16 protein-coding genes, 2 tRNA genes and 3 rRNA genes are annotated in these 17,455 nt (G+C 63.7%); 11 read left to right on the top strand and 10 right to left on the bottom strand.

Features of this window, described 5'->3' with window-relative positions; all coding sequences use genetic code 11:
• Nucleotides 1-4: 4 nt before the first annotated feature.
• The 7 genes from ilvC to rrf all read left to right on the top strand — a co-directional run bounded on the left by ilvC (nucleotide 5) and on the right by rrf (nucleotide 7,896).
• On the top strand, nucleotides 5-1,021 hold the full coding sequence (gene ilvC / locus QWG60_RS14935) for a ketol-acid reductoisomerase (RefSeq protein ID WP_035592846.1): 1,017 nt from the start codon (nucleotides 5-7) through the stop codon (nucleotides 1,019-1,021).
• A gap of 129 nt (nucleotides 1,022-1,150) precedes the next feature.
• A complete protein-coding gene (gene pssA / locus QWG60_RS14930; RefSeq protein ID WP_046077751.1) occupies nucleotides 1,151-1,987 on the top strand; it encodes a CDP-diacylglycerol--serine O-phosphatidyltransferase in 837 nt (278 codons plus the stop codon).
• Nucleotides 1,988-2,685: 698 nt separating this feature from the next.
• A 16S ribosomal RNA gene (locus tag QWG60_RS14925) occupies nucleotides 2,686-4,223 on the top strand.
• 96 nt (nucleotides 4,224-4,319) lie between these two features.
• Nucleotides 4,320-4,396, top strand: a tRNA-Ile gene (locus QWG60_RS14920).
• 107 nt (nucleotides 4,397-4,503) lie between these two features.
• Nucleotides 4,504-4,579: transfer RNA gene (locus QWG60_RS14915), tRNA-Ala, on the top strand.
• Between the two features lie 226 nt (nucleotides 4,580-4,805).
• Nucleotides 4,806-7,692, top strand: a 23S ribosomal RNA gene (locus tag QWG60_RS14910).
• Between the two features lie 89 nt (nucleotides 7,693-7,781).
• Nucleotides 7,782-7,896 (top strand): 5S ribosomal RNA (rrf, locus tag QWG60_RS14905).
• Together the 16S, 23S and 5S rRNA genes with 2 tRNA genes alongside form the textbook arrangement of a ribosomal RNA operon.
• Before the next feature lie 519 nt (nucleotides 7,897-8,415).
• On the opposite strand, the gene QWG60_RS14900 is transcribed toward rrf, so the two are convergent.
• A complete protein-coding gene (locus QWG60_RS14900; RefSeq protein ID WP_035599827.1) occupies nucleotides 8,416-9,246 on the bottom strand; it encodes a Tim44 domain-containing protein in 831 nt (276 codons plus the stop codon).
• Nucleotides 9,247-9,353: 107 nt separating this feature from the next.
• Between QWG60_RS14900 and QWG60_RS14895 the strand changes: the two genes are divergently transcribed.
• On the top strand, nucleotides 9,354-9,932 hold the full coding sequence (locus tag QWG60_RS14895; protein ID WP_146909253.1) for an isochorismatase family protein: 579 nt from the start codon (nucleotides 9,354-9,356) through the stop codon (nucleotides 9,930-9,932).
• Nucleotides 9,933-9,938: 6 nt separating this feature from the next.
• On the opposite strand, the gene yaaA is transcribed toward QWG60_RS14895, so the two are convergent.
• Nucleotides 9,939-10,721 (bottom strand): peroxide stress protein YaaA, encoded by a 783-nt coding sequence (yaaA, locus tag QWG60_RS14890; protein WP_107182453.1) that lies wholly within the window; start codon nucleotides 10,719-10,721, stop codon nucleotides 9,939-9,941.
• A 104-nt stretch (nucleotides 10,722-10,825) separates the two neighbouring features.
• Complete coding sequence (locus QWG60_RS14885; protein ID WP_146909251.1) at nucleotides 10,826-11,857, bottom strand: NADP(H)-dependent aldo-keto reductase; 1,032 nt, start codon at nucleotides 11,855-11,857, stop codon at nucleotides 10,826-10,828.
• Nucleotides 11,858-12,077: 220 nt separating this feature from the next.
• Here QWG60_RS14885 and QWG60_RS14880 point away from each other — a divergent pair, with 220 nt between their 5' ends.
• Nucleotides 12,078-12,593 (top strand): tetratricopeptide repeat protein, encoded by a 516-nt coding sequence (locus QWG60_RS14880; protein WP_035599818.1) that lies wholly within the window; start codon nucleotides 12,078-12,080, stop codon nucleotides 12,591-12,593.
• Nucleotides 12,594-12,672: 79 nt separating this feature from the next.
• A complete protein-coding gene (locus QWG60_RS14875) occupies nucleotides 12,673-13,167 on the top strand; it encodes a hypothetical protein (protein WP_237022331.1) in 495 nt (164 codons plus the stop codon).
• 78 nt (nucleotides 13,168-13,245) lie between these two features.
• Here the strand turns inward: QWG60_RS14875 and QWG60_RS14870 are convergent, their stop codons facing one another.
• The 6 genes from QWG60_RS14870 to QWG60_RS14845 all read right to left on the bottom strand — a co-directional run bounded on the left by QWG60_RS14870 (nucleotide 13,246) and on the right by QWG60_RS14845 (nucleotide 16,549).
• The gene (locus QWG60_RS14870) at nucleotides 13,246-13,797 is read right to left on the bottom strand and encodes an LOG family protein (RefSeq protein ID WP_046078419.1); all 552 of its coding nucleotides are present in this window, start codon (nucleotides 13,795-13,797) and stop codon (nucleotides 13,246-13,248) included.
• 94 nt (nucleotides 13,798-13,891) lie between these two features.
• Entirely contained in the window at nucleotides 13,892-14,413 is a 522-nt protein-coding gene (locus QWG60_RS14865; RefSeq protein WP_046078418.1) for a DUF501 domain-containing protein, read from the bottom strand.
• A complete protein-coding gene (locus QWG60_RS14860; RefSeq protein ID WP_146909248.1) occupies nucleotides 14,397-14,714 on the bottom strand; it encodes a hypothetical protein in 318 nt (105 codons plus the stop codon). Before QWG60_RS14860 ends, QWG60_RS14865 begins: the two co-directional genes overlap by 17 nt.
• Nucleotides 14,715-14,774: 60 nt before the next feature.
• Nucleotides 14,775-15,242: a Cys-tRNA(Pro) deacylase gene (ybaK, locus tag QWG60_RS14855; protein ID WP_146909246.1), complete on the bottom strand. Its 468-nt coding sequence runs from the start codon at nucleotides 15,240-15,242 to the stop codon at nucleotides 14,775-14,777.
• Complete coding sequence (locus QWG60_RS14850) at nucleotides 15,239-15,649, bottom strand: acyl-CoA thioesterase (RefSeq protein ID WP_046078416.1); 411 nt, start codon at nucleotides 15,647-15,649, stop codon at nucleotides 15,239-15,241. Before QWG60_RS14850 ends, ybaK begins: the two co-directional genes overlap by 4 nt.
• An 81-nt stretch (nucleotides 15,650-15,730) precedes the next feature.
• On the bottom strand, nucleotides 15,731-16,549 hold the full coding sequence (locus QWG60_RS14845; protein ID WP_046078415.1) for a hypothetical protein: 819 nt from the start codon (nucleotides 16,547-16,549) through the stop codon (nucleotides 15,731-15,733).
• A gap of 45 nt (nucleotides 16,550-16,594) precedes the next feature.
• Between QWG60_RS14845 and QWG60_RS14840 the strand changes: the two genes are divergently transcribed.
• Nucleotides 16,595-16,933 (top strand): hypothetical protein, encoded by a 339-nt coding sequence (locus tag QWG60_RS14840; protein WP_107182456.1) that lies wholly within the window; start codon nucleotides 16,595-16,597, stop codon nucleotides 16,931-16,933.
• Nucleotides 16,934-17,010: 77 nt separating this feature from the next.
• Here the strand turns inward: QWG60_RS14840 and QWG60_RS14835 are convergent, their stop codons facing one another.
• The gene (locus tag QWG60_RS14835; protein ID WP_046078413.1) at nucleotides 17,011-17,445 is read right to left on the bottom strand and encodes a hypothetical protein; all 435 of its coding nucleotides are present in this window, start codon (nucleotides 17,443-17,445) and stop codon (nucleotides 17,011-17,013) included.
• Nucleotides 17,446-17,455 lie beyond the last annotated feature (10 nt).

Genomic DNA, 17,455 nt, shown 5'->3' with positions numbered 1-17,455 from the left:
TCACATGCGCGTTTATTACGACAAGGACTGCGATCTCTCCCTCATCCAGGGCAAGCAGGTGGCCATCGTGGGTTATGGCTCCCAGGGTCACGCTCACGCCAACAACCTGAAGGAGTCCGGTGTCGACGTCGTCGTCGCGCTGCGTGAAGGTTCCTCCTCCGCCGCCAAGGCCGAGGCCGCCGGTCTCAAGGTCGCTTCCGTCGAAGAGGCCTCCAGGGCCGCCGACGTGGTGATGGTGCTGGCGCCGGACGAGAATCAGAAGGCCATCTACGAGCAGCAGATCGAGCCGAACCTGAAGCAGGGCGCGACCCTGGCCTTCGCTCACGGCTTCAACATCCACTACAACCAGATCGTGCCGCGCGCCGACCTCGACGTGATCATGATCGCGCCGAAGGCCCCGGGCCACACCGTGCGCTCCGAGTTCGTCAAGGGCGGCGGTATCCCCGACCTGATCGCCATCCATCAGGACGCCACCGGCAGCGCCAAGGAACTCGCGCTGTCCTACGCGGCGGGCGTCGGCGGCGGCCGTACCGGCATCATCGAGACCACCTTCCGCGACGAGACCGAGACCGACCTGTTCGGCGAGCAGGCGGTGCTGTGTGGCGGTGCGGTCGAGCTGGTCAAGGCCGGCTTCGAGACCCTGACCGAGGCAGGCTATGCCCCGGAAATGGCCTACTTCGAGTGTCTGCACGAGCTCAAGCTGATCGTCGACCTGATGTACGAGGGCGGCATCGCCAACATGAACTACTCCATCTCCAACAACGCGGAGTATGGCGAGTACGTCACCGGCGGTGAGGTCATCAACGACCAGTCCCGCGAAGCCATGCGCAACGCTCTCAAGCGCATCCAGACCGGCGAGTATGCCAAGATGTTCATCAACGAGGGTGAGACCAACTACCCGTCGATGACCGCGCGTCGCCGTCTGAACGCCGAGCATCCGATCGAGCAGGTCGGCGAGAAGCTGCGCGGCATGATGCCGTGGATCGCCGCCAACCAGCTGGTCGACAAGTCCAAGAACTGATCGGGCGTCATCGATAGCAGCCGAAGCGAGGGCGCGGGAAACCGCGCCCTCGTTTGCGTTCATGGGCAATGAGTCCCGCCGGGCTCTATGTGTAGAATGGAGCCAACCCCAGTCGCAACGGATGACACCATGAGTCAGGACCCCAGCAATCGCGAGCCTCAGACCCCGCCGCCACACGACGACGATGATCTGGCCAAGACCTTCCTGCGTGAGTCGGAAGTGGTCGAGGAGGCGTTGGAGGATGGCAAGAAGGTCCGCCGCAAGGGGATCTACCTGCTGCCCAACCTGTTCACCACCTCGGCGCTGTTCTCCGGCTTCTTCGCCGTGGTGGCCGCCATCAACGGCGATTTCACCTCGGCTTCCATCGCCATCTTCATCGCCATGGTGCTTGACGGCCTGGACGGGCGGGTGGCGCGCCTGACCAATACCCAGAGCGCCTTCGGCGCCGAGTTCGACTCGCTGTCCGACATGCTGTCCTTCGGCGTGGCGCCCGGGCTCGTGGCCTTCACCTGGATCCTGCAGGACGTGGGCAAGACCGGTTGGGTGGTGGCCTTCCTCTATGTGGCCTGTGCCGCCCTGCGCCTGGCACGCTTCAACGTGCAGATCGGCAGCGTCGACAAACGCTGGTTCATCGGCCTGCCGAGCCCCTCCGCCGCGGCAGTGGTCGCCGCCAGCGTCTGGACCTTCCACAGCTTCGATGCCGATGCCTTCGGCTTCAAGCTGCTGATGCTGTTCCTGGTCGGTGCCGCCGGCGTGCTGATGGTCAGTAACGTTCGCTACTACAGCTTCAAGGACGTCGACCTCAAGGGGCCGGTGCCCTTCGTGGTGCTGCTGGCGATCGTGCTCGGTTTCGTGGTCATCTCCATCGAGCCGTCGGTGATGCTGCTGCTGCTGTTCGGCGCCTATGTCGCTTCCGGCCCGGTATGTGCTCTGCTGCGCAAGATGAAGAGCGGCGCCAAGGGCTGAATCGCGTTATCCTTGCCGGCCATGACGCCCGCCTCGTGCGGGCGTTGTTGTCTCTGGGCGCCGGGCCTGAATTATCCACAGGCGGTCGAGCGGGCAGGCGGGTGTGGATAGCTTTCCGCGGGTGCCGGTGCAGGTGAGTGTCACGCCTTGTTCATCCCCTCGTCACGATTCGGCAAATAGTTCTTGCGTCGCCCTCGGGAAATCCGTAAAGTACGCATCCGCTGCCGGCGACGGGCAACGTTGCAGGCGGTAATGAGTGGCGAAAGCGCTTGTTTTTCTTGAGATTTTTCGGCGATTGTCGAAATCGCTCGATTGACAGGGTCAGCGGAATCGGTAGAATGCCCGCCACTCGCTACGGTAGCCCGCTGAGGGCTCGATCGGACCTCGCTTCACTCGCTGAAGACGACCGCTCGGTCATCCGCTTCGCTCTATCGAGAGCTTGAAGATCCCCGGTTGACACGACGCACCGATCACGTAGAATACGCCTTCCTTGCGAGGCACTGGTCAAGCGGCCGGGAACGCAAGGTGCTCTTCTCCTTATTGAGTCGAGCTGCTCTTTAACAATCGATCAGATAATTCATGTGGGCGCTTGTCGGGATGTCGGTGACCAGTCACTAGATATCAAGACAAGCGACTCGTCAAAGAGACGTTTGAATCTTGAACCAGGTTTGGTTCCACCTTAGGAACTATCAAGCTTTTAACTGAAGAGTTTGATCATGGCTCAGATTGAACGCTGGCGGCAGGCCTAACACATGCAAGTCGAGCGGAAACGATCCTAGCTTGCTAGGAGGCGTCGAGCGGCGGACGGGTGAGTAATGCATAGGAATCTGCCCGGTAGTGGGGGATAACTTGAGGAAACTCAAGCTAATACCGCATACGCCCCAAGGGGGAAAGCAGGGGATCTTCGGACCTTGCGCTATCGGATGAGCCTATGTCGGATTAGCTAGTTGGTGAGGTAATGGCTCACCAAGGCCGCGATCCGTAGCTGGTCTGAGAGGATGATCAGCCACATCGGGACTGAGACACGGCCCGAACTCCTACGGGAGGCAGCAGTGGGGAATATTGGACAATGGGCGAAAGCCTGATCCAGCCATGCCGCGTGTGTGAAGAAGGCCTTCGGGTTGTAAAGCACTTTCAGCGAGGAAGAACGCTTGTGGGTTAATACCCTGCAAGAAGGACATCACTCGCAGAAGAAGCACCGGCTAACTCCGTGCCAGCAGCCGCGGTAATACGGAGGGTGCAAGCGTTAATCGGAATTACTGGGCGTAAAGCGCGCGTAGGCGGCTTGATAAGCCGGTTGTGAAAGCCCCGGGCTCAACCTGGGAACGGCATCCGGAACTGTCAGGCTAGAGTGCAGGAGAGGAAGGTAGAATTCCCGGTGTAGCGGTGAAATGCGTAGAGATCGGGAGGAATACCAGTGGCGAAGGCGGCCTTCTGGACTGACACTGACGCTGAGGTGCGAAAGCGTGGGTAGCAAACAGGATTAGATACCCTGGTAGTCCACGCCGTAAACGATGTCGACTAGCCGTTGGGGTCCTCGAGACCTTTGTGGCGCAGTTAACGCGATAAGTCGACCGCCTGGGGAGTACGGCCGCAAGGTTAAAACTCAAATGAATTGACGGGGGCCCGCACAAGCGGTGGAGCATGTGGTTTAATTCGATGCAACGCGAAGAACCTTACCTACTCTTGACATCGAGCGAACCATCCAGAGATGGATGGGTGCCTTCGGGAACGCTCAGACAGGTGCTGCATGGCCGTCGTCAGCTCGTGTTGTGAAATGTTGGGTTAAGTCCCGTAACGAGCGCAACCCTTGTCCCTATTTGCCAGCGATTCGGTCGGGAACTCTAGGGAGACTGCCGGTGACAAACCGGAGGAAGGTGGGGACGACGTCAGGTCATCATGGCCCTTACGAGTAGGGCTACACACGTGCTACAATGGCCGGTACAATGGGCTGCCATCCCGCGAGGGGGAGCTAATCTCATAAAGCCGGTCTCAGTCCGGATCGGAGTCTGCAACTCGACTCCGTGAAGTCGGAATCGCTAGTAATCGTGCATCAGAATGGCACGGTGAATACGTTCCCGGGCCTTGTACACACCGCCCGTCACACCATGGGAGTGGACTGCACCAGAAGTGGTTAGCCTAACTTCGGAGGGCGATCACCACGGTGTGGTTCATGACTGGGGTGAAGTCGTAACAAGGTAGCCGTAGGGGAACCTGCGGCTGGATCACCTCCTTAATCGACGACGTCACCGCCACCCGGCAAGTGTCCACAATGAATTATCTGATCGGCCAGAGCAAAAGACTGTTTGGGTATAGACCCAGCGTGACCAATGGGTCTGTAGCTCAGTTGGTTAGAGCGCACCCCTGATAAGGGTGAGGTCGGCAGTTCAAATCTGCCCAGACCCACCAAATTTTATCCAGTACCGCGTTGTTTTGTGACTCGCATAGCAGGCTATGCGTCGCCACAAAACGCCTTGTCCTGAATAAAATTCCCATGTCACGTATGGGTATTCAGAGGGGCCTTAGCTCAGCTGGGAGAGCGCCTGCCTTGCACGCAGGAGGTCAGCGGTTCGATCCCGCTAGGCTCCACCACGCTCCACAGGGTCCTGCAGTCGGTTTTATGTGAATCCGCAGTCACAAACGATCATTGCAAAAGGCAATGACACGTTTGTGACTGTCGATTGACAGTCGCTCTTTAACAATGTGAATCATGCTGACAAAGTCCCTCTCCTACCCGGGAGAGGGCATGAGATACGTCTCAAGCGTATCCGGCAATTGTCGTGGTTGTCATCGCGGATCAGACCCCTTGGGGTTATATGGTCAAGCGATGAAGCGCACACGGTGGATGCCTTGGCAGTCAGAGGCGATGAAAGACGTGGAAGCCTGCGATAAGGTTCGGCGAGGTGGCAAACAACCTGCGACCCGGACATCTCTGAATGGGGAAACCCACCTATCGTCAGATAGGTATCGTGCACTGAATACATAGGTGCACGAGGCGAACCGGGGGAACTGAAACATCTAAGTACCCCGAGGAAAAGAAATCAACCGAGATTCCCCCAGTAGCGGCGAGCGAACGGGGACCAGCCCTTAAGCGGGTGAAAGGTTAGGCGAATGAGTTGGGAAACTCAGCGATACAGGGTGATAGCCCCGTAGTCGAAAGCCTGATCCCGTGAAATCGAGTAGGTCGGGGCACGTGAAACCCTGATTGAAGACGGGGGGACCATCCTCCAAGGCTAAATACTCCTGACTGACCGATAGTGAACCAGTACCGTGAGGGAAAGGCGAAAAGAACCCCGGAGAGGGGAGTGAAATAGACCCTGAAACCGTGTGCGTACAAGCAGTGGGAGCGGGCTCGTCCCGTGACCGCGTACCTTTTGTATAATGGGTCAGCGACTTATATTCAGTGGCGAGCTTAACCGTATAGGGGAGGCGTAGGGAAACCGAGTCTTAACTGGGCGACCAGTCGCTGGATATAGACCCGAAACCGGGCGATCTATCCATGAGCAGGTTGAAGGTTGAGTAACATCAACTGGAGGACCGAACCAGGATCTGTTGAAAAAGATTTGGATGACTTGTGGATCGGAGTGAAAGGCTAATCAAGCCCGGAGATAGCTGGTTCTCCTCGAAAGCTATTTAGGTAGCGCCTCACGTATCACCGCCGGGGGTAGAGCACTGTTTCGGCTAGGGGGTCATCCCGACTTACCAACCCGAGGCAAACTCCGAATACCGGTGAGTGCAGCGTGGGAGACACACAGCGGGTGCTAACGTCCGTTGTGAAAAGGGAAACAACCCAGACCGTCAGCTAAGGTCCCCAAATCCTGGTTAAGTGGGAAACGATGTGGGAAGGCTCAGACAGCTAGGAGGTTGGCTTAGAAGCAGCCATCCTTTAAAGAAAGCGTAATAGCTCACTAGTCGAGTCGGCCTGCGCGGAAGATGTAACGGGGCTCAAACCAGGTACCGAAGCTACGGGTGCATCGAATGATGCGCGGTAGAGGAGCGTCGTGTACGCCGACGAAGGTGAGTCGAGAGGCTTGCTGGAGGTATCACGAGTGCGAATGCTGACATGAGTAACGATAAGGGGGGTGAAAAACCTCCCCGCCGGAAGACCAAGGGTTTCTGTTCGACGCTAATCGGAGCAGAGTGAGTCGGCCCCTAAGGCGAGGCCGAAAGGCGTAGTCGATGGGAAACGGGTCAATATTCCCGTACTTCACTGTATTGCGATGGGGGGACGGAGAAGGCTAGGTGAGCCAGGCGTTGGTTGTCCTGGTGAAAGTCAGTAGGCTGGGGGATTAGGCAAATCCGGTTCCCCAAGGCCGAGAGACGAGACGAACAGACTACGGTCTGGAAGTCATCGATGCCACGCTCCCAGGAAAAGCCTCTAAGCTTCAGATACAGTGGAACCGTACCCCAAACCGACACAGGTGGTCAGGTAGAGAATACCAAGGCGCTTGAGAGAACTCGGGTGAAGGAACTAGGCAAAATGGTGCCGTAACTTCGGGAGAAGGCACGCCGGTATTAGGTGAAGCCCCTTGCGGGTGGAGCTGACGCCGGTCGAAGATACCAGGTGGCTGCAACTGTTTATTAAAAACACAGTACTCTGCAAACGCGTAAGCGGACGTATAGGGTATGACGCCTGCCCGGTGCCGGAAGGTTAATTGATGGTGTTAGCGTAAGCGAAGCTCCTGATCGAAGCCCCGGTAAACGGCGGCCGTAACTATAACGGTCCTAAGGTAGCGAAATTCCTTGTCGGGTAAGTTCCGACCTGCACGAATGGCGTAATGATGGCCACGCTGTCTCCACCCGAGACTCAGTGAAATTGAAATCGCAGTGAAGATGCTGTGTACCCGCGGCTAGACGGAAAGACCCCGTGAACCTTTACTACAGCTTCACACTGGACGCTGATGTTGCTTGTGTAGGATAGCTGGGAGGCTTGGAAACCCGGTCGCCAGATCGAGTGGAGCCAACCTTGAAATACCAGCCTGGCATCATTGGCGTTCTAACTCCGGTCCGTTATCCGGATCGAGGACCGTGTGTGGTGGGTAGTTTGACTGGGGCGGTCTCCTCCCAAAGCGTAACGGAGGAGCACGAAGGTACCCTCAGCACGGTTGGAAATCGTGCAATGAGTGCAAGAGCATAAGGGTGCTTAACTGCGAGACAGACACGTCGAGCAGGTACGAAAGTAGGTTCTAGTGATCCGGTGGTTCTGTATGGAAGGGCCATCGCTCAACGGATAAAAGGTACTCCGGGGATAACAGGCTGATACCGCCCAAGAGTTCACATCGACGGCGGTGTTTGGCACCTCGATGTCGGCTCATCACATCCTGGGGCTGAAGTCGGTCCCAAGGGTATGGCTGTTCGCCATTTAAAGTGGTACGCGAGCTGGGTTTAGAACGTCGTGAGACAGTTCGGTCCCTATCTGCCGTGGGCGTTGGAGATTTGAGAAGTGCTGCTCCTAGTACGAGAGGACCGGAGTGGACGACCCTCTGGTGTTCCGGTTGTCACGCCAGTGGCATCGCCGGGTAGCTATGGTCGGACGGGATAACCGCTGAAAGCATCTAAGCGGGAAGCCTCCTTCAAGATGAGATCTCCCCGAGGCCTCGAGCCTCCTGAAGGGCCCAGCGAGACGAGCTGGTTGATAGGTCGGGTGTGGAAGCGCTGCAAGGCGTTGAGCTAACCGATACTAATGGCCCGTGAGGCTTGACCATATAACACCCAAGTGGTCTGTGACTGACAACAGACGACAGCGGATACACGAGAGACGATCTCGTCAGCATGATTCGCATTGCCTTTTTCGCCTGACGACCATAGCGTGCGGGAACCACCTGATCCCATGCCGAACTCAGCAGTGAAACCGCTCAGCGCCGATGGTAGTGTGGGAGTTCCCATGCGAGAGTAGGTCATCGTCAGGCACTTATATCGAGAAAACCCCGGCTCATCGAGTCGGGGTTTTTTCATTCGGGTCGATGAAAAAGAGAAGGCAAGGGCGTTCCTGGAGAGCACCGGAGCGCCGGCCGGATCCCCGTCAGGCACTTATTACCGAGATAACCCCGAGCCTGAAAGGTTTGGGGTTCTTCATGTCTGGACGGTCGAACAGGGCGCCGATGCCGAGCCTGAATCGATACCCGAAAAAACGCCCCGCCCTCTGCGATTGGAGGGGGCGTTCGTGTATCTGGCCCGAGGAAGATGATGCCCTGAATGCCGTCACATGGCAGGTGTCACGGTCCGTCAGTATCGAAGGGGGTAGGACCAGGGGCGAGAGCGCGGCTTGCTCTGAGGGGAATGACGAGCCAGGAGAGGCGTGTTGCGGTGGAGGCTCGAGAGGCTGATGAAGACCGAGGGCTGCGCCGATGGTGGGGTCTCTGAATGGCAAAAGGCCGGGCTATTGCCCGGCCTTTCTTGTGCCTGTCGTGGTCTGCGAAAGACGCGTATCAGGCGGGATTTTGCTCGATGCCCTGAACGTGCCAGGGGGCGCCTTCTCGAAGCTCGCGCACCAGGTGCCAGGTCTCGTTGAAGGCGTTCTGCTCGCCGTTCTCGTCGAGAATGCCGTGGAAAAGCACCGTAGCCTCGGCCTGGGAGCCGATTTCCTGGATGCTGCCGAGCTCGGCGAACAGACGCACGACCTCGGTGCGGTTGTTCGCCGGCTGCTGGTCGCGTTCCTCGCGCAACAGGTTGTAGAGCTCCGGTGTCACGTAGTCCTGGATCTGCGAGAAGTCGTTGTTGTCCCAGGCGCGCTGCAGGGTCATGAAGTGCTCCTTGGCACCGCCGAGGAAGCGCTCACGGTCGAACCACGCCGGCTCCTTGGCGAGACCGCCGCCGAGTGAACCGGTGAAGGCCTGGGGCTGAGCCTGAGCCTGCTCGTGAGACTCGCGTGTCTCCATGCCGGGGCCGCCTGCCGTTGCCGGGCGCCGCTTGCGGGCGAACAGCCTGAACAGCAGGAACAGCGCACCGCCGATCAACAGGATGTCGAAGAAGCGCAGGTCGTCGAAGGCGCCGCCGAAGAACAGCGAGGCCAGCAGGCCGCCGGCCAGCAGGCCGGCGAAGGGCCCGGCGAAGCGCGACAGGCCGCTGGACGGCTTGCGCTGGGTCGCGGCCGCACCGGCGGTGCCGTTGGTGCGCGTGCTGGTCGCGCTCGGCGAGTCCGCCGAGCGCGAATAGCTGCCGAAGCTCTTGCCGCCACCCAGGCGGCGCGCGTCGGCATGGTCGACGGCGAGGCCGAAGCCCAGCAGGCCGACGACGAGCATGACGAAGAGTTGACGCATCGTGTGTCTCCAGGGAATGTGACGGGAGAGCCCGCCGGGAAGAAGTCGAAGCCACCATTCTAGCGGCTTGGGGCGACACCGGCACCGTTTGCCGTGGAGGATCATCGATGCGTCTTGTTCGAGAGAAGAGCCTGCTGCTGATCGTCGACCTTCAGGCCGGGCTGCTGCCGGTGCTGGACGGCGGCGAGCAGGCCGTCGGGGAAGCGAGCTGGCTGGGTGGGGTCGCCTCTGCACTGGAGGTGCCGGTATGGCTGACCGAGCAGTATCCGGCGGGCCTCGGGGGCAGCGAGCCCCGGCTGCGCGAGGCACTCGAAGGCGCCCTTTATTGGGAAAAGAGCCGCTTCGATGCCCATGCGGAGCCTGACTTCGCCAAGGCGCTGGCCCAGAGCGGGCGGCACCAGGTGGTGCTGTGCGGGGCCGAGGCCCACGTCTGCGTGCTGCAGACGGGGCTCGGGCTTCGTGAGGCGGGCTACGAGGTCTTCTGGCTGGCCGAGGCCACCGTCAGCCGGCGGCGCGAGGAAGCGTCCCTGGCCCGGCGGCGGATCGAGCGGGCCGGCGCCTGGGCGGTGAGCGCCGACATGGCGGCCTATGAGTGGCTCGAGCGCTGCGACGATGCCCGCTTCGGGGACGTGCATCGCCGCTTCCTCAAACCGCGCTCTCCGCGGCCGCTGCGCTTCTTCGACTGAGGTACGTTACGGGCGATCCTGTTCGGCGCGGCAGAACACCAGGGTATTGCCCTGGGACTGCGCGGCGCTGTAGCGATAGCCGGCCACGTCGAAGTCCTTGAGGCCTTCCGGATCGTCGAGGCGCTGCTGGATCATCCAGGCCGCCATCAGGCCGCGGGCCTTCTTGGCGTAGAAGCTGATGATCTTGTACTGGCCGTTCTTCTCGTCCTTGAACACCGGGGTGATCACACGGGCGTCGAGCTTCTTCGCATCGACGGCCTTGAAGTACTCGTTGGAGGCCAGGTTGACCAGTACCTTGCTGCCGCTCTCGGCGATGGCCCGATCGAGGGCATCGGTCAGGGTCGGCTTCCAGTAGGCATAGAGATCCTTGCCGGCCGGGTTGGCGAGCTTGGTGCCCATTTCCAGCCGGTAGGGCTGGATCAGATCCAGCGGTCGCAGCAGGCCGTAGAGGCCGGAGAGGATGCGCAGGTGCTCCTGGGCGAAGGCGTTGTCGCCTTCGTCGAAGGTGGCGGCTTCCAGCCCCACGTAGACGTCACCCTGGAAGGCCTGGGCGGCGGGCTTGGCGTTGTCCGGCGTGAAAGGCGTCTGCCACTCGGCGAAGCGGGCCGCGTTGAGCCCGGCGATCTTGTCGCTGACGCCCATCAGCTCACCGATTTGCTGGGGCGAGAGGTCGCGCAGGATGCCGATCAGCTCACGGCTGCGGTCGAGAAAGTCGGGCTGGGTGGCCTGGGCCGTGGTCGCCGGGGTCTCGAAGTCCAGTGTCTTGGCGGGCGAGATCACGCTCAGCATGGGGCGCTCCTGTGCCTGAATTGAGTCGGCTGCGAGTATATCAGGCAGTGTCCCGGGCCGGGGCTATCGCGCTCATAGCCTTGGCCCGGGAGGGAGCATCGGCCTCAGGGGCTGGGGTTGGGGTGACGCTGGTGCACGGCTTCGATGGCCGCGAGCACCTCGTCGTCGAGGCGCAGCGACTCGCTCTCCAGGTTGCTCTCCAGCTGCGCCATGGTGGTGGCGCCGATGATATTGCTGGTCAGGAAGGAGCGCGAATTGACGTAGGCCAGGGCCATCTGGGCCGGGTCGAGGCCATGCTGGCGAGCGATCTCGACGTAGGCGCGGGTCGCCTCCTCGGCCTGCGGCGAGTTGTAGCGCTGGAAGCGCTCGAAGAGCGTCAGGCGCGCGCCTTCCGGCCGAGCGCCGTCGAGGTATTTGCCGGACAGCTTGCCGAAGGCCAGCGGCGAATAGGCCAGCAGGCCGACGTCCTCGCGATGGGCGATCTCGGCCAGTCCCACCTCGAAACTGCGGTTGAGCAGGCTGTAGGGGTTCTGAACCGAGGCGACCCGTGGCAGGCCCTGGCGCTCGGCCAGCTGGAGGGCATGCATCACGCCCCAGGGCGTCTCGTTGGAGAGGCCCACGGCCCGGATCTTGCCGGCTTGCACCAGCTCATGCAGTGCCGACAGGCTCTCCTCGAGGGAGTTGGCGTCCTCTTCGGCGTCGTGCTCGTAGCCGAGACGGCCGAAGAAGTTGGCACGGCGGTCCGGCCAGTGCAGCTGGTAGAGGTCGACGTAGTCGGTCTGCAGCCGCGCCAGGCTGGTGTCGATGGCCTGGTGCAGGTGTTCGCGGGTCAGGCGCGGGCCGCCGCGGATGTGGTCGAGTCCCGGGCCGGCGGCCTTGGTGGCGATGATGACGTCGTCCCTCGCGCCGCGGGCCTTGAGCCAGCTGCCGACGTAGGACTCGGTCAGGCCCTGGGTCTCGGCCCTGGGCGGCACCGGGTACATTTCGGCGGTGTCGATGAAGTTGACGCCGAAGGCCACGGCGCGGTCGAGCTGCTCGTGGGCCTCGGCCTCGCTGTTCTGCTCGCCGAAGGTCATGGTGCCGAGGCACAGCCGGCTGACGTCGAGGCCGGTTCGGCCCAGGGGGCGGGTCTGCATCCGTTTCTCCTCATCAAGGGGGGCAGTGCCCTGGCATGGTAGCGCCGGGGGAGCGATATCGTAAACGCCGAGGGGTTGAGTCACTGCCGGGGCGGGCGTATGCTGCGCATCCGCTGCCTGGGAGGAGCCCACAAGGCGGCCGATTTTTCCGTACAGGACGCCGAGCACGGGAACATGCTCGACGTCATCAACCGACCCCCAGGACGCAAGGTTGTTTGTCATGCCGCAGGCATCGTCACTGTTCACTCGGCTCGAGTACCATCTGGCGCGCCAGCTGTTTCATACGCGCTGGCTGCCTCGCTCGCCGCGCACGCAGCGCCTGACCATGCATCTCTTCCAGCGCTGCGCGGATGCCGGCCACCCGGCCGCCCTGTCGCTGTACGGCCATATGCTGTTCCATCGCGCCGTCACGCCCCAGGACAAGGCACGCGGTGCCCGCTATGTGCTCGAGGCTGCCCAGGGGGGCGACCTGCATGCCCAGTATCAGGCCGGGCAGATCTACGAGCATGGCTGTGCCCAGTATCCGCATCGCGCCGACCGTGCGGTGACCTGGTACGCCCGGGCCGGCGAGGCGGGACATCGTCTGGCGGCGGAGCGCCTGGCGCGGGCTTACCGCGACGGCGAGCTGGAGCTGCCGCAGGATCCCGAACGTACCGCGCACTGGACGGCGCTGGCCGAACGCAACGCCGTGCCGGTGGCGCCACTGGACAGCGACGAAGCCGGGACGCGACACTAGGATGATGGCGCCTCATCCGGGGCAGTGACTTCGGCCGCCAATGATCGGCGGTCCTACATCATCAAGGACTCAGCAGCCCGTGACGTTACCGACACTGCTGGATATCGAAGCGTCCGGATTCGGACGCGGCAGCTACCCCATCGAGGTCGGCCTGGCTCGCGCGGACGGCAGCACCTGCGCCTTCCTGATCCAGCCCCTGGACGAGTGGACGCACTGGGATCCCAAGGCGGAACTCCTGCATGGCATCTCGCGCAATCGCCTGGCGCGCGAGGGCCACCCGGTACGTCAGGTGGCGCGCTGGCTCAACGACGAGCTGGCCGAGGTCGGCGTGGCCTACAGCGACAGCTGGGGCTACGACAACACCTGGCTGTCGCTGCTCTTCCACCACGCGGGCATGCTGCCCGCCTTCCGCCTCGAGGCCCTGCGCCGCCTGCTCAGCGAGGCGCAGATGGCGCGCTGGAGCGACATCAAGGAAGCGATCATCGAGGAGCGTGGCATCCATCGCCACCGCGCCGGGGAAGACGCCCTGCTGCTGCAGCTCACCTACCAGCGCACGCTGGAGATCGCCGACTGAGACGGCGATGACGCCCCGTGATGCTCTCGACCGCCCGGCCCCGTGCCGGGCGGTCTGCGTCGTGGGGCGTGAAACGCCTCAGGCGACGGCCAGGCGCGCCTCCAGGGCGTCGAGCAGCGCCTCGGGCGCCTCGGCGGCGAGCAGGTCCTGGCGGGTGCGGGCGTTGAGGAAACCGTGCTCCACGGTGCTGTCGAGGAAGGTCAGCAGCGGCGAATAGAAACCGGCGGTGTCGAGCAGGCCGATCGGCTTGTCGTGCAGCCCCAGATAGCGCCAGGTCCAGGCCTCGAACAGCTCCTCCAGGGTGCCGATGCCGCCGGGTAGGGCGATGAAGGCATCGCAGTGGGCGGCCATGCTGGCCTTGCGTTCGTGCATGTTGCGCACGCGGATCAGCCGGGTCAGCGCCAGGTGCGCCTGCTCGCGCTCCACCAGATGATCCGGCATCACGCCGATCACCTCACCGCCGGCCGCCAGCACGCTGTCGGCCAGCTCGCCCATCATGCCCACGCGGGCGCCGCCGTAGACCAGCGAGTGGCCTCGGCGGGCCAGCGCCTCGCCCAGCGTCCGGGCGGCGACGAGAAAGCGCGGGTCGTGGCCGTCCCGCGAGCCCAGATAGACGCAGAATCTCGACATGATGTCCTCCTTGATGCGTGGTCGTCGGCGTGCCGACGCAAGAAGGGCGCCGTCAGGCGCCCTCGTGTGATCTCGCCATGCCACGGCCGACCGCTCAGGGCAGCAGGTCGATGACGCCGTATTCGGCGTCCACCCACTGACCGATGACGTTGTGACCGCACAGATGATGGGCGTACTGGGTGTGCAGGCAGCGCACCTGGTCCCAGTTGGCGATGCCGCCGATGCCGCGCTGGCGAAGCACGTCGCCGTAGCCGCGGCGCTCGACCTCGGCGCGCTGGGCCTCGCTCATGTAGCCCCAGCGGGCGGCCACGTAGTCCTCGTGGCTCTGGTGATAGGCGGCCAGGAACTCGGGGTCCTCCTTCAGCCGGGCCTCGAGGGTCTTGATCACGCCGGCGGCCTCGATGCGCGACAGCTCGATCTTGAGCCGCTCGTCGCTCAGCCAGTAGAGCGTCGGGAAGGGCGTTTCGTCGACGATGGGCGCCATGCGCAGCACCAGCGGCGTGCCCTCGCCGTCGGTGGCGGCCAGCGCCTCGATGCCGCGGGGCGCGCGGCCGAGCTGCGCGGCGATGACGGCGAGCTGGCGCTCGTCGGGCAGGGTGTCAGGTTGAATCACCATCGTCGGGGTCGTCTCGTATGAACTTGGTCGAGCGTCCCACGGCGCGAAAGAAGGTGCGGTTGAGCTGCTCGGGGGTGGGCACGTAGTGCCAGTGCCGTTCGCAGTACTCGCCGCCGCGCGCGATCAGGACATCGTAGAGGCGGTTGAAGGGCGCATCATAATCGTAGGGGTCTGCCCCGAACAAGCGGATATGCGGGTAGTCGGCGAAGCGCTCGAGGAAGAAGTTCTCCAGGTCGGCCTCGACGGCGCGATGGCGAGCGACGTTATCGGGATCGAGCCAGAGATCGTAGCGGATGGCCATGGGGCTTCCTTGGGATCGATGGGGCGGATACGACTGGGACCGCAGACGGCGGCGTTCGGCTCAGCGTGCCAGGGGGGCGAAGGTCGCCGACAGCAGTCGCGCCAGGTCGGCCGGGGCGAGGGCGAGCTCCAGGCCGCGGCGTCCGCCGCTGACGTGGAAGCGCGCCAGCGCCTCGGCGCTGGCGTCGATGAAGGCCGGCAGGCGCTTCTTCTGGCCCAGCGGGCTGATGCCGCCGACCACATAGCCGGTGGCGCGTTCGGCCTCGGCGGACTCGGCCATCTGCGCCTTGCGGGCACCGGCCGCCCGGGCCAGCGCCTTGAGGTCGAGCTGGCCGGAGACCGGCACGATGGCCATCGCCATCCGGCCGTCGTCGAGGCGTGCGAGCAGGGTCTTGAACACCGACTCGGCGGGCAGGCCCAGGGCCTCGGCAGCCTCCTCGCCGTAGGCGGGGCGGCGCGGGTCATGCTCGTAGCTGGCCGTCTCGAAGGCCACGCCGGCCTTTTCCAGGGCCTTGATGGCGGGGGTCATGCGTCCTGGGTCTCCGTGTCTTGCAGGTGGGCGGCGAGGGCCTCGCGGAGCGCGCCCTCGAGGGGGACCGCCCCCTTGGCCTGATGATCGTAGTGGACCAGTACGGTATGCCCCAGGTTGGCCAGTCGGCCCGACTGCCAGGCCTCCTGGGTCACGGTGAAGGAGCTGGTGCCGAGGCGAGTGAGATAGGTGCGGATCTCGATGTCCTGGCCGTAGTAGAGCTCGGCCCGGTAGTCGATCTCCATGCGCGCCATGATCAGCCGCCAGCGGCCCGGGTCGAGGTCCGGCGTGAACAGCCGGAAGAGGTCATTGCGCGCCAGCTCGAACCAGGCCGGCAGGCGGGTGTTGTTGATGTGCCCCAGGGCATCGGTGTCGTAGAAAGCGGGTTCGATGGTGCGCGTGAACATGGGCGTCCTCGTCGATCATGGCCGGCCTGTCAGCATCGCCGCCGAGCAAGCGCTTGGTCAATGGGCGGGTCGGCGGCCCTTTCAGCCGCGCGCTGACGGCGTGCGGCGCTCGCGCCACCAGCGCTGCAGCCGGGTCCAGCCGAGCAGCCACAGCGTGGCCGCGGCGAAGCCCAGCAGCGTGCCCGGCCACAGGCCGAGGCTGTCGTAGGTCAGCGAAACCACCAGGGCGTACCACAGCAGCGAGCCGAGCCCAGCGGGATAGTGCTTGATCACGGTAGCCGTGGGCGCGGCACCCTGGGTCAGGTGCAGGATCACCAGGAACGGATACATGGTCACCGGGAAGGCCGCCATCACCCCGGCCCAGGCCGAGGGCACCACGTGGGCGAGGCCGGTGATCAGGAAGATGATGCCCGCGGCGAGGCCGGCGCGCAGCGCCAGGGCGGGCCAGGAGAAGCCGCCCTTGGGACTGGCCTTGATGTCCGGCACCCGGCGATAGAGCCAGGTGAACACGGCGATGGCGGCCAGCGTCGTCAGGGTGCCGGTGACGCGATCGAAGTCGATCCGGGTCAGCACCAGGCTGGTGGCGAGCCAGCAGGCGAGCCCCGTCAGGGTGCCCAGCGCGATGCCCGCCAGGCCGTCGCGACGGCCGCCGAGCAGGTAGCCGCCGCCCAGCGCCAGGGTCGCCGTGAACCCGGCCAGGGTGTGCACCGCGCTCTCGGCGGCGAAGACGGGCGAGAGCTCGAGGCCGATGAAGAACAGCGCGATGGCGGTGCCCAGCGGATAGCCGGAGAGCAGTCCGGCGACGCGGGTGCTGACGCGCTCGGCGATCATCGACAGGCCGAGCACCACGCCGATCGAGACCGCGAGCTTGGCCAGCTGCCAGGTAAGCGGAACGTCCATGTGATTTTCCTTATCCTAGAGGCATGTATCGTCGTGGAGAGGGCCATGGTCGGACACGATCTCTCGCCGCCGCCCCGCCCCGAGGGCTGCGAGCTGTGCGGCCGGGCGGCGCCGCTGACCCGGCATCATCTGATTCCCCGCGCCCTGCACGGCAAGGCGCGCTATCGGCGTCGATTCGATCGTGCCGAGCGGCTGACGGCGATCCTGTGGCTGTGTCACGCCTGCCACAAGCACATCCACGCGGTGCTCGGCGAGCGCGAGCTGGCCGAGCATTATCGCAGCCGGGAGGCGCTGCTGGCGCATCCGGAGGTTCGTGCTTTCGTCGAATGGCTGGCCACCAAGCCGGCGGGCTTCAAGCCCAAGAAGGCCGCGCGCCGGCGCTGATGTGGTGGGCGGGCGTTACACCAGCCGGAGGCCCTGGCGGTTCGGCCAGGCCGCCTCCTGAAGACATGGGCGCGGCGTCATACCAGGCGCAGTCCTTGGCGATCCGTCCAGGCGGCCTTGAGGGCGGCATCCAGCGGCTCGCGAAGGTGCTCGGGGAGGGCGTCGCGGGCGGCCTCGTAGCTGTCCGGGTCGCGGTTGCGCAGCCAGCAGTAGGCCCAGGCGCAGGCCTCGTCATCATCGACCGGCAGCGGCCGGGCCGGCATCTGCACCAGCAGGAACAGCGCGGTGCGGCCGGCCCACAGCGGCACTTCCTCGGGCGCCTCGGGGTCTGCCCAGGCGGTCAGGGTGGCGGCGTCGGGCGTGGCTGCGGGCTCGCCCAGCTTGGCCACCCGGGCGGTCTCGGCCAGGATCAGCGCCAGGCGATCCGGCGAGTCGCGGCCGATGTCCTGCCAGCGGGCGATGAGGCCGGGCAGGCCGCGGCGTACCTTGGCATAGAAGCCGCCTTGCGGCATGGTTTCAGTC

This window comes from Halomonas halophila (assembly GCF_030406665.1).
GTDB lineage: Bacteria > Pseudomonadota > Gammaproteobacteria > Pseudomonadales > Halomonadaceae > Halomonas > Halomonas halophila.
The sequence above is the reverse complement of the archived record's forward strand: the minus strand, read 5'-3'. Positions and strand labels throughout refer to the sequence as shown.

Bases quoted from the DNA above. Each gene is read 5' to 3' on its own strand.
- pssA (WP_046077751.1), top strand. From the start codon at position 1,151: ATGAGTCAGGACCCCAGCAATCGCGAGCCTCAGACCCCGCCGCCACAC.
- QWG60_RS14865 (WP_046078418.1), bottom strand. From the start codon at position 14,413: ATGGTGATTCAACCTGACACCCTGCCCGACGAGCGCCAGCTCGCCGTC.
- QWG60_RS14885 (WP_146909251.1), bottom strand. From the start codon at position 11,857: ATGCAGACCCGCCCCCTGGGCCGAACCGGCCTCGACGTCAGCCGGCTG.
- QWG60_RS14895 (WP_146909253.1), top strand. From the start codon at position 9,354: ATGCGTCTTGTTCGAGAGAAGAGCCTGCTGCTGATCGTCGACCTTCAG.
- ilvC (WP_035592846.1), top strand. From the start codon at position 5: ATGCGCGTTTATTACGACAAGGACTGCGATCTCTCCCTCATCCAGGGC.
- QWG60_RS14845 (WP_046078415.1), bottom strand. From the start codon at position 16,549: ATGGACGTTCCGCTTACCTGGCAGCTGGCCAAGCTCGCGGTCTCGATC.
- QWG60_RS14880 (WP_035599818.1), top strand. From the start codon at position 12,078: ATGCCGCAGGCATCGTCACTGTTCACTCGGCTCGAGTACCATCTGGCG.
- ybaK (WP_146909246.1), bottom strand. From the start codon at position 15,242: ATGACCCCCGCCATCAAGGCCCTGGAAAAGGCCGGCGTGGCCTTCGAG.
- QWG60_RS14840 (WP_107182456.1), top strand. From the start codon at position 16,595: ATGGTCGGACACGATCTCTCGCCGCCGCCCCGCCCCGAGGGCTGCGAG.
- QWG60_RS14860 (WP_146909248.1), bottom strand. From the start codon at position 14,714: ATGGCCATCCGCTACGATCTCTGGCTCGATCCCGATAACGTCGCTCGC.
- QWG60_RS14850 (WP_046078416.1), bottom strand. From the start codon at position 15,649: ATGTTCACGCGCACCATCGAACCCGCTTTCTACGACACCGATGCCCTG.
- yaaA (WP_107182453.1), bottom strand. From the start codon at position 10,721: ATGCTGAGCGTGATCTCGCCCGCCAAGACACTGGACTTCGAGACCCCG.
- QWG60_RS14870 (WP_046078419.1), bottom strand. From the start codon at position 13,797: ATGTCGAGATTCTGCGTCTATCTGGGCTCGCGGGACGGCCACGACCCG.
- QWG60_RS14900 (WP_035599827.1), bottom strand. From the start codon at position 9,246: ATGCGTCAACTCTTCGTCATGCTCGTCGTCGGCCTGCTGGGCTTCGGC.
- QWG60_RS14835 (WP_046078413.1), bottom strand. From the start codon at position 17,445: ATGCCGCAAGGCGGCTTCTATGCCAAGGTACGCCGCGGCCTGCCCGGC.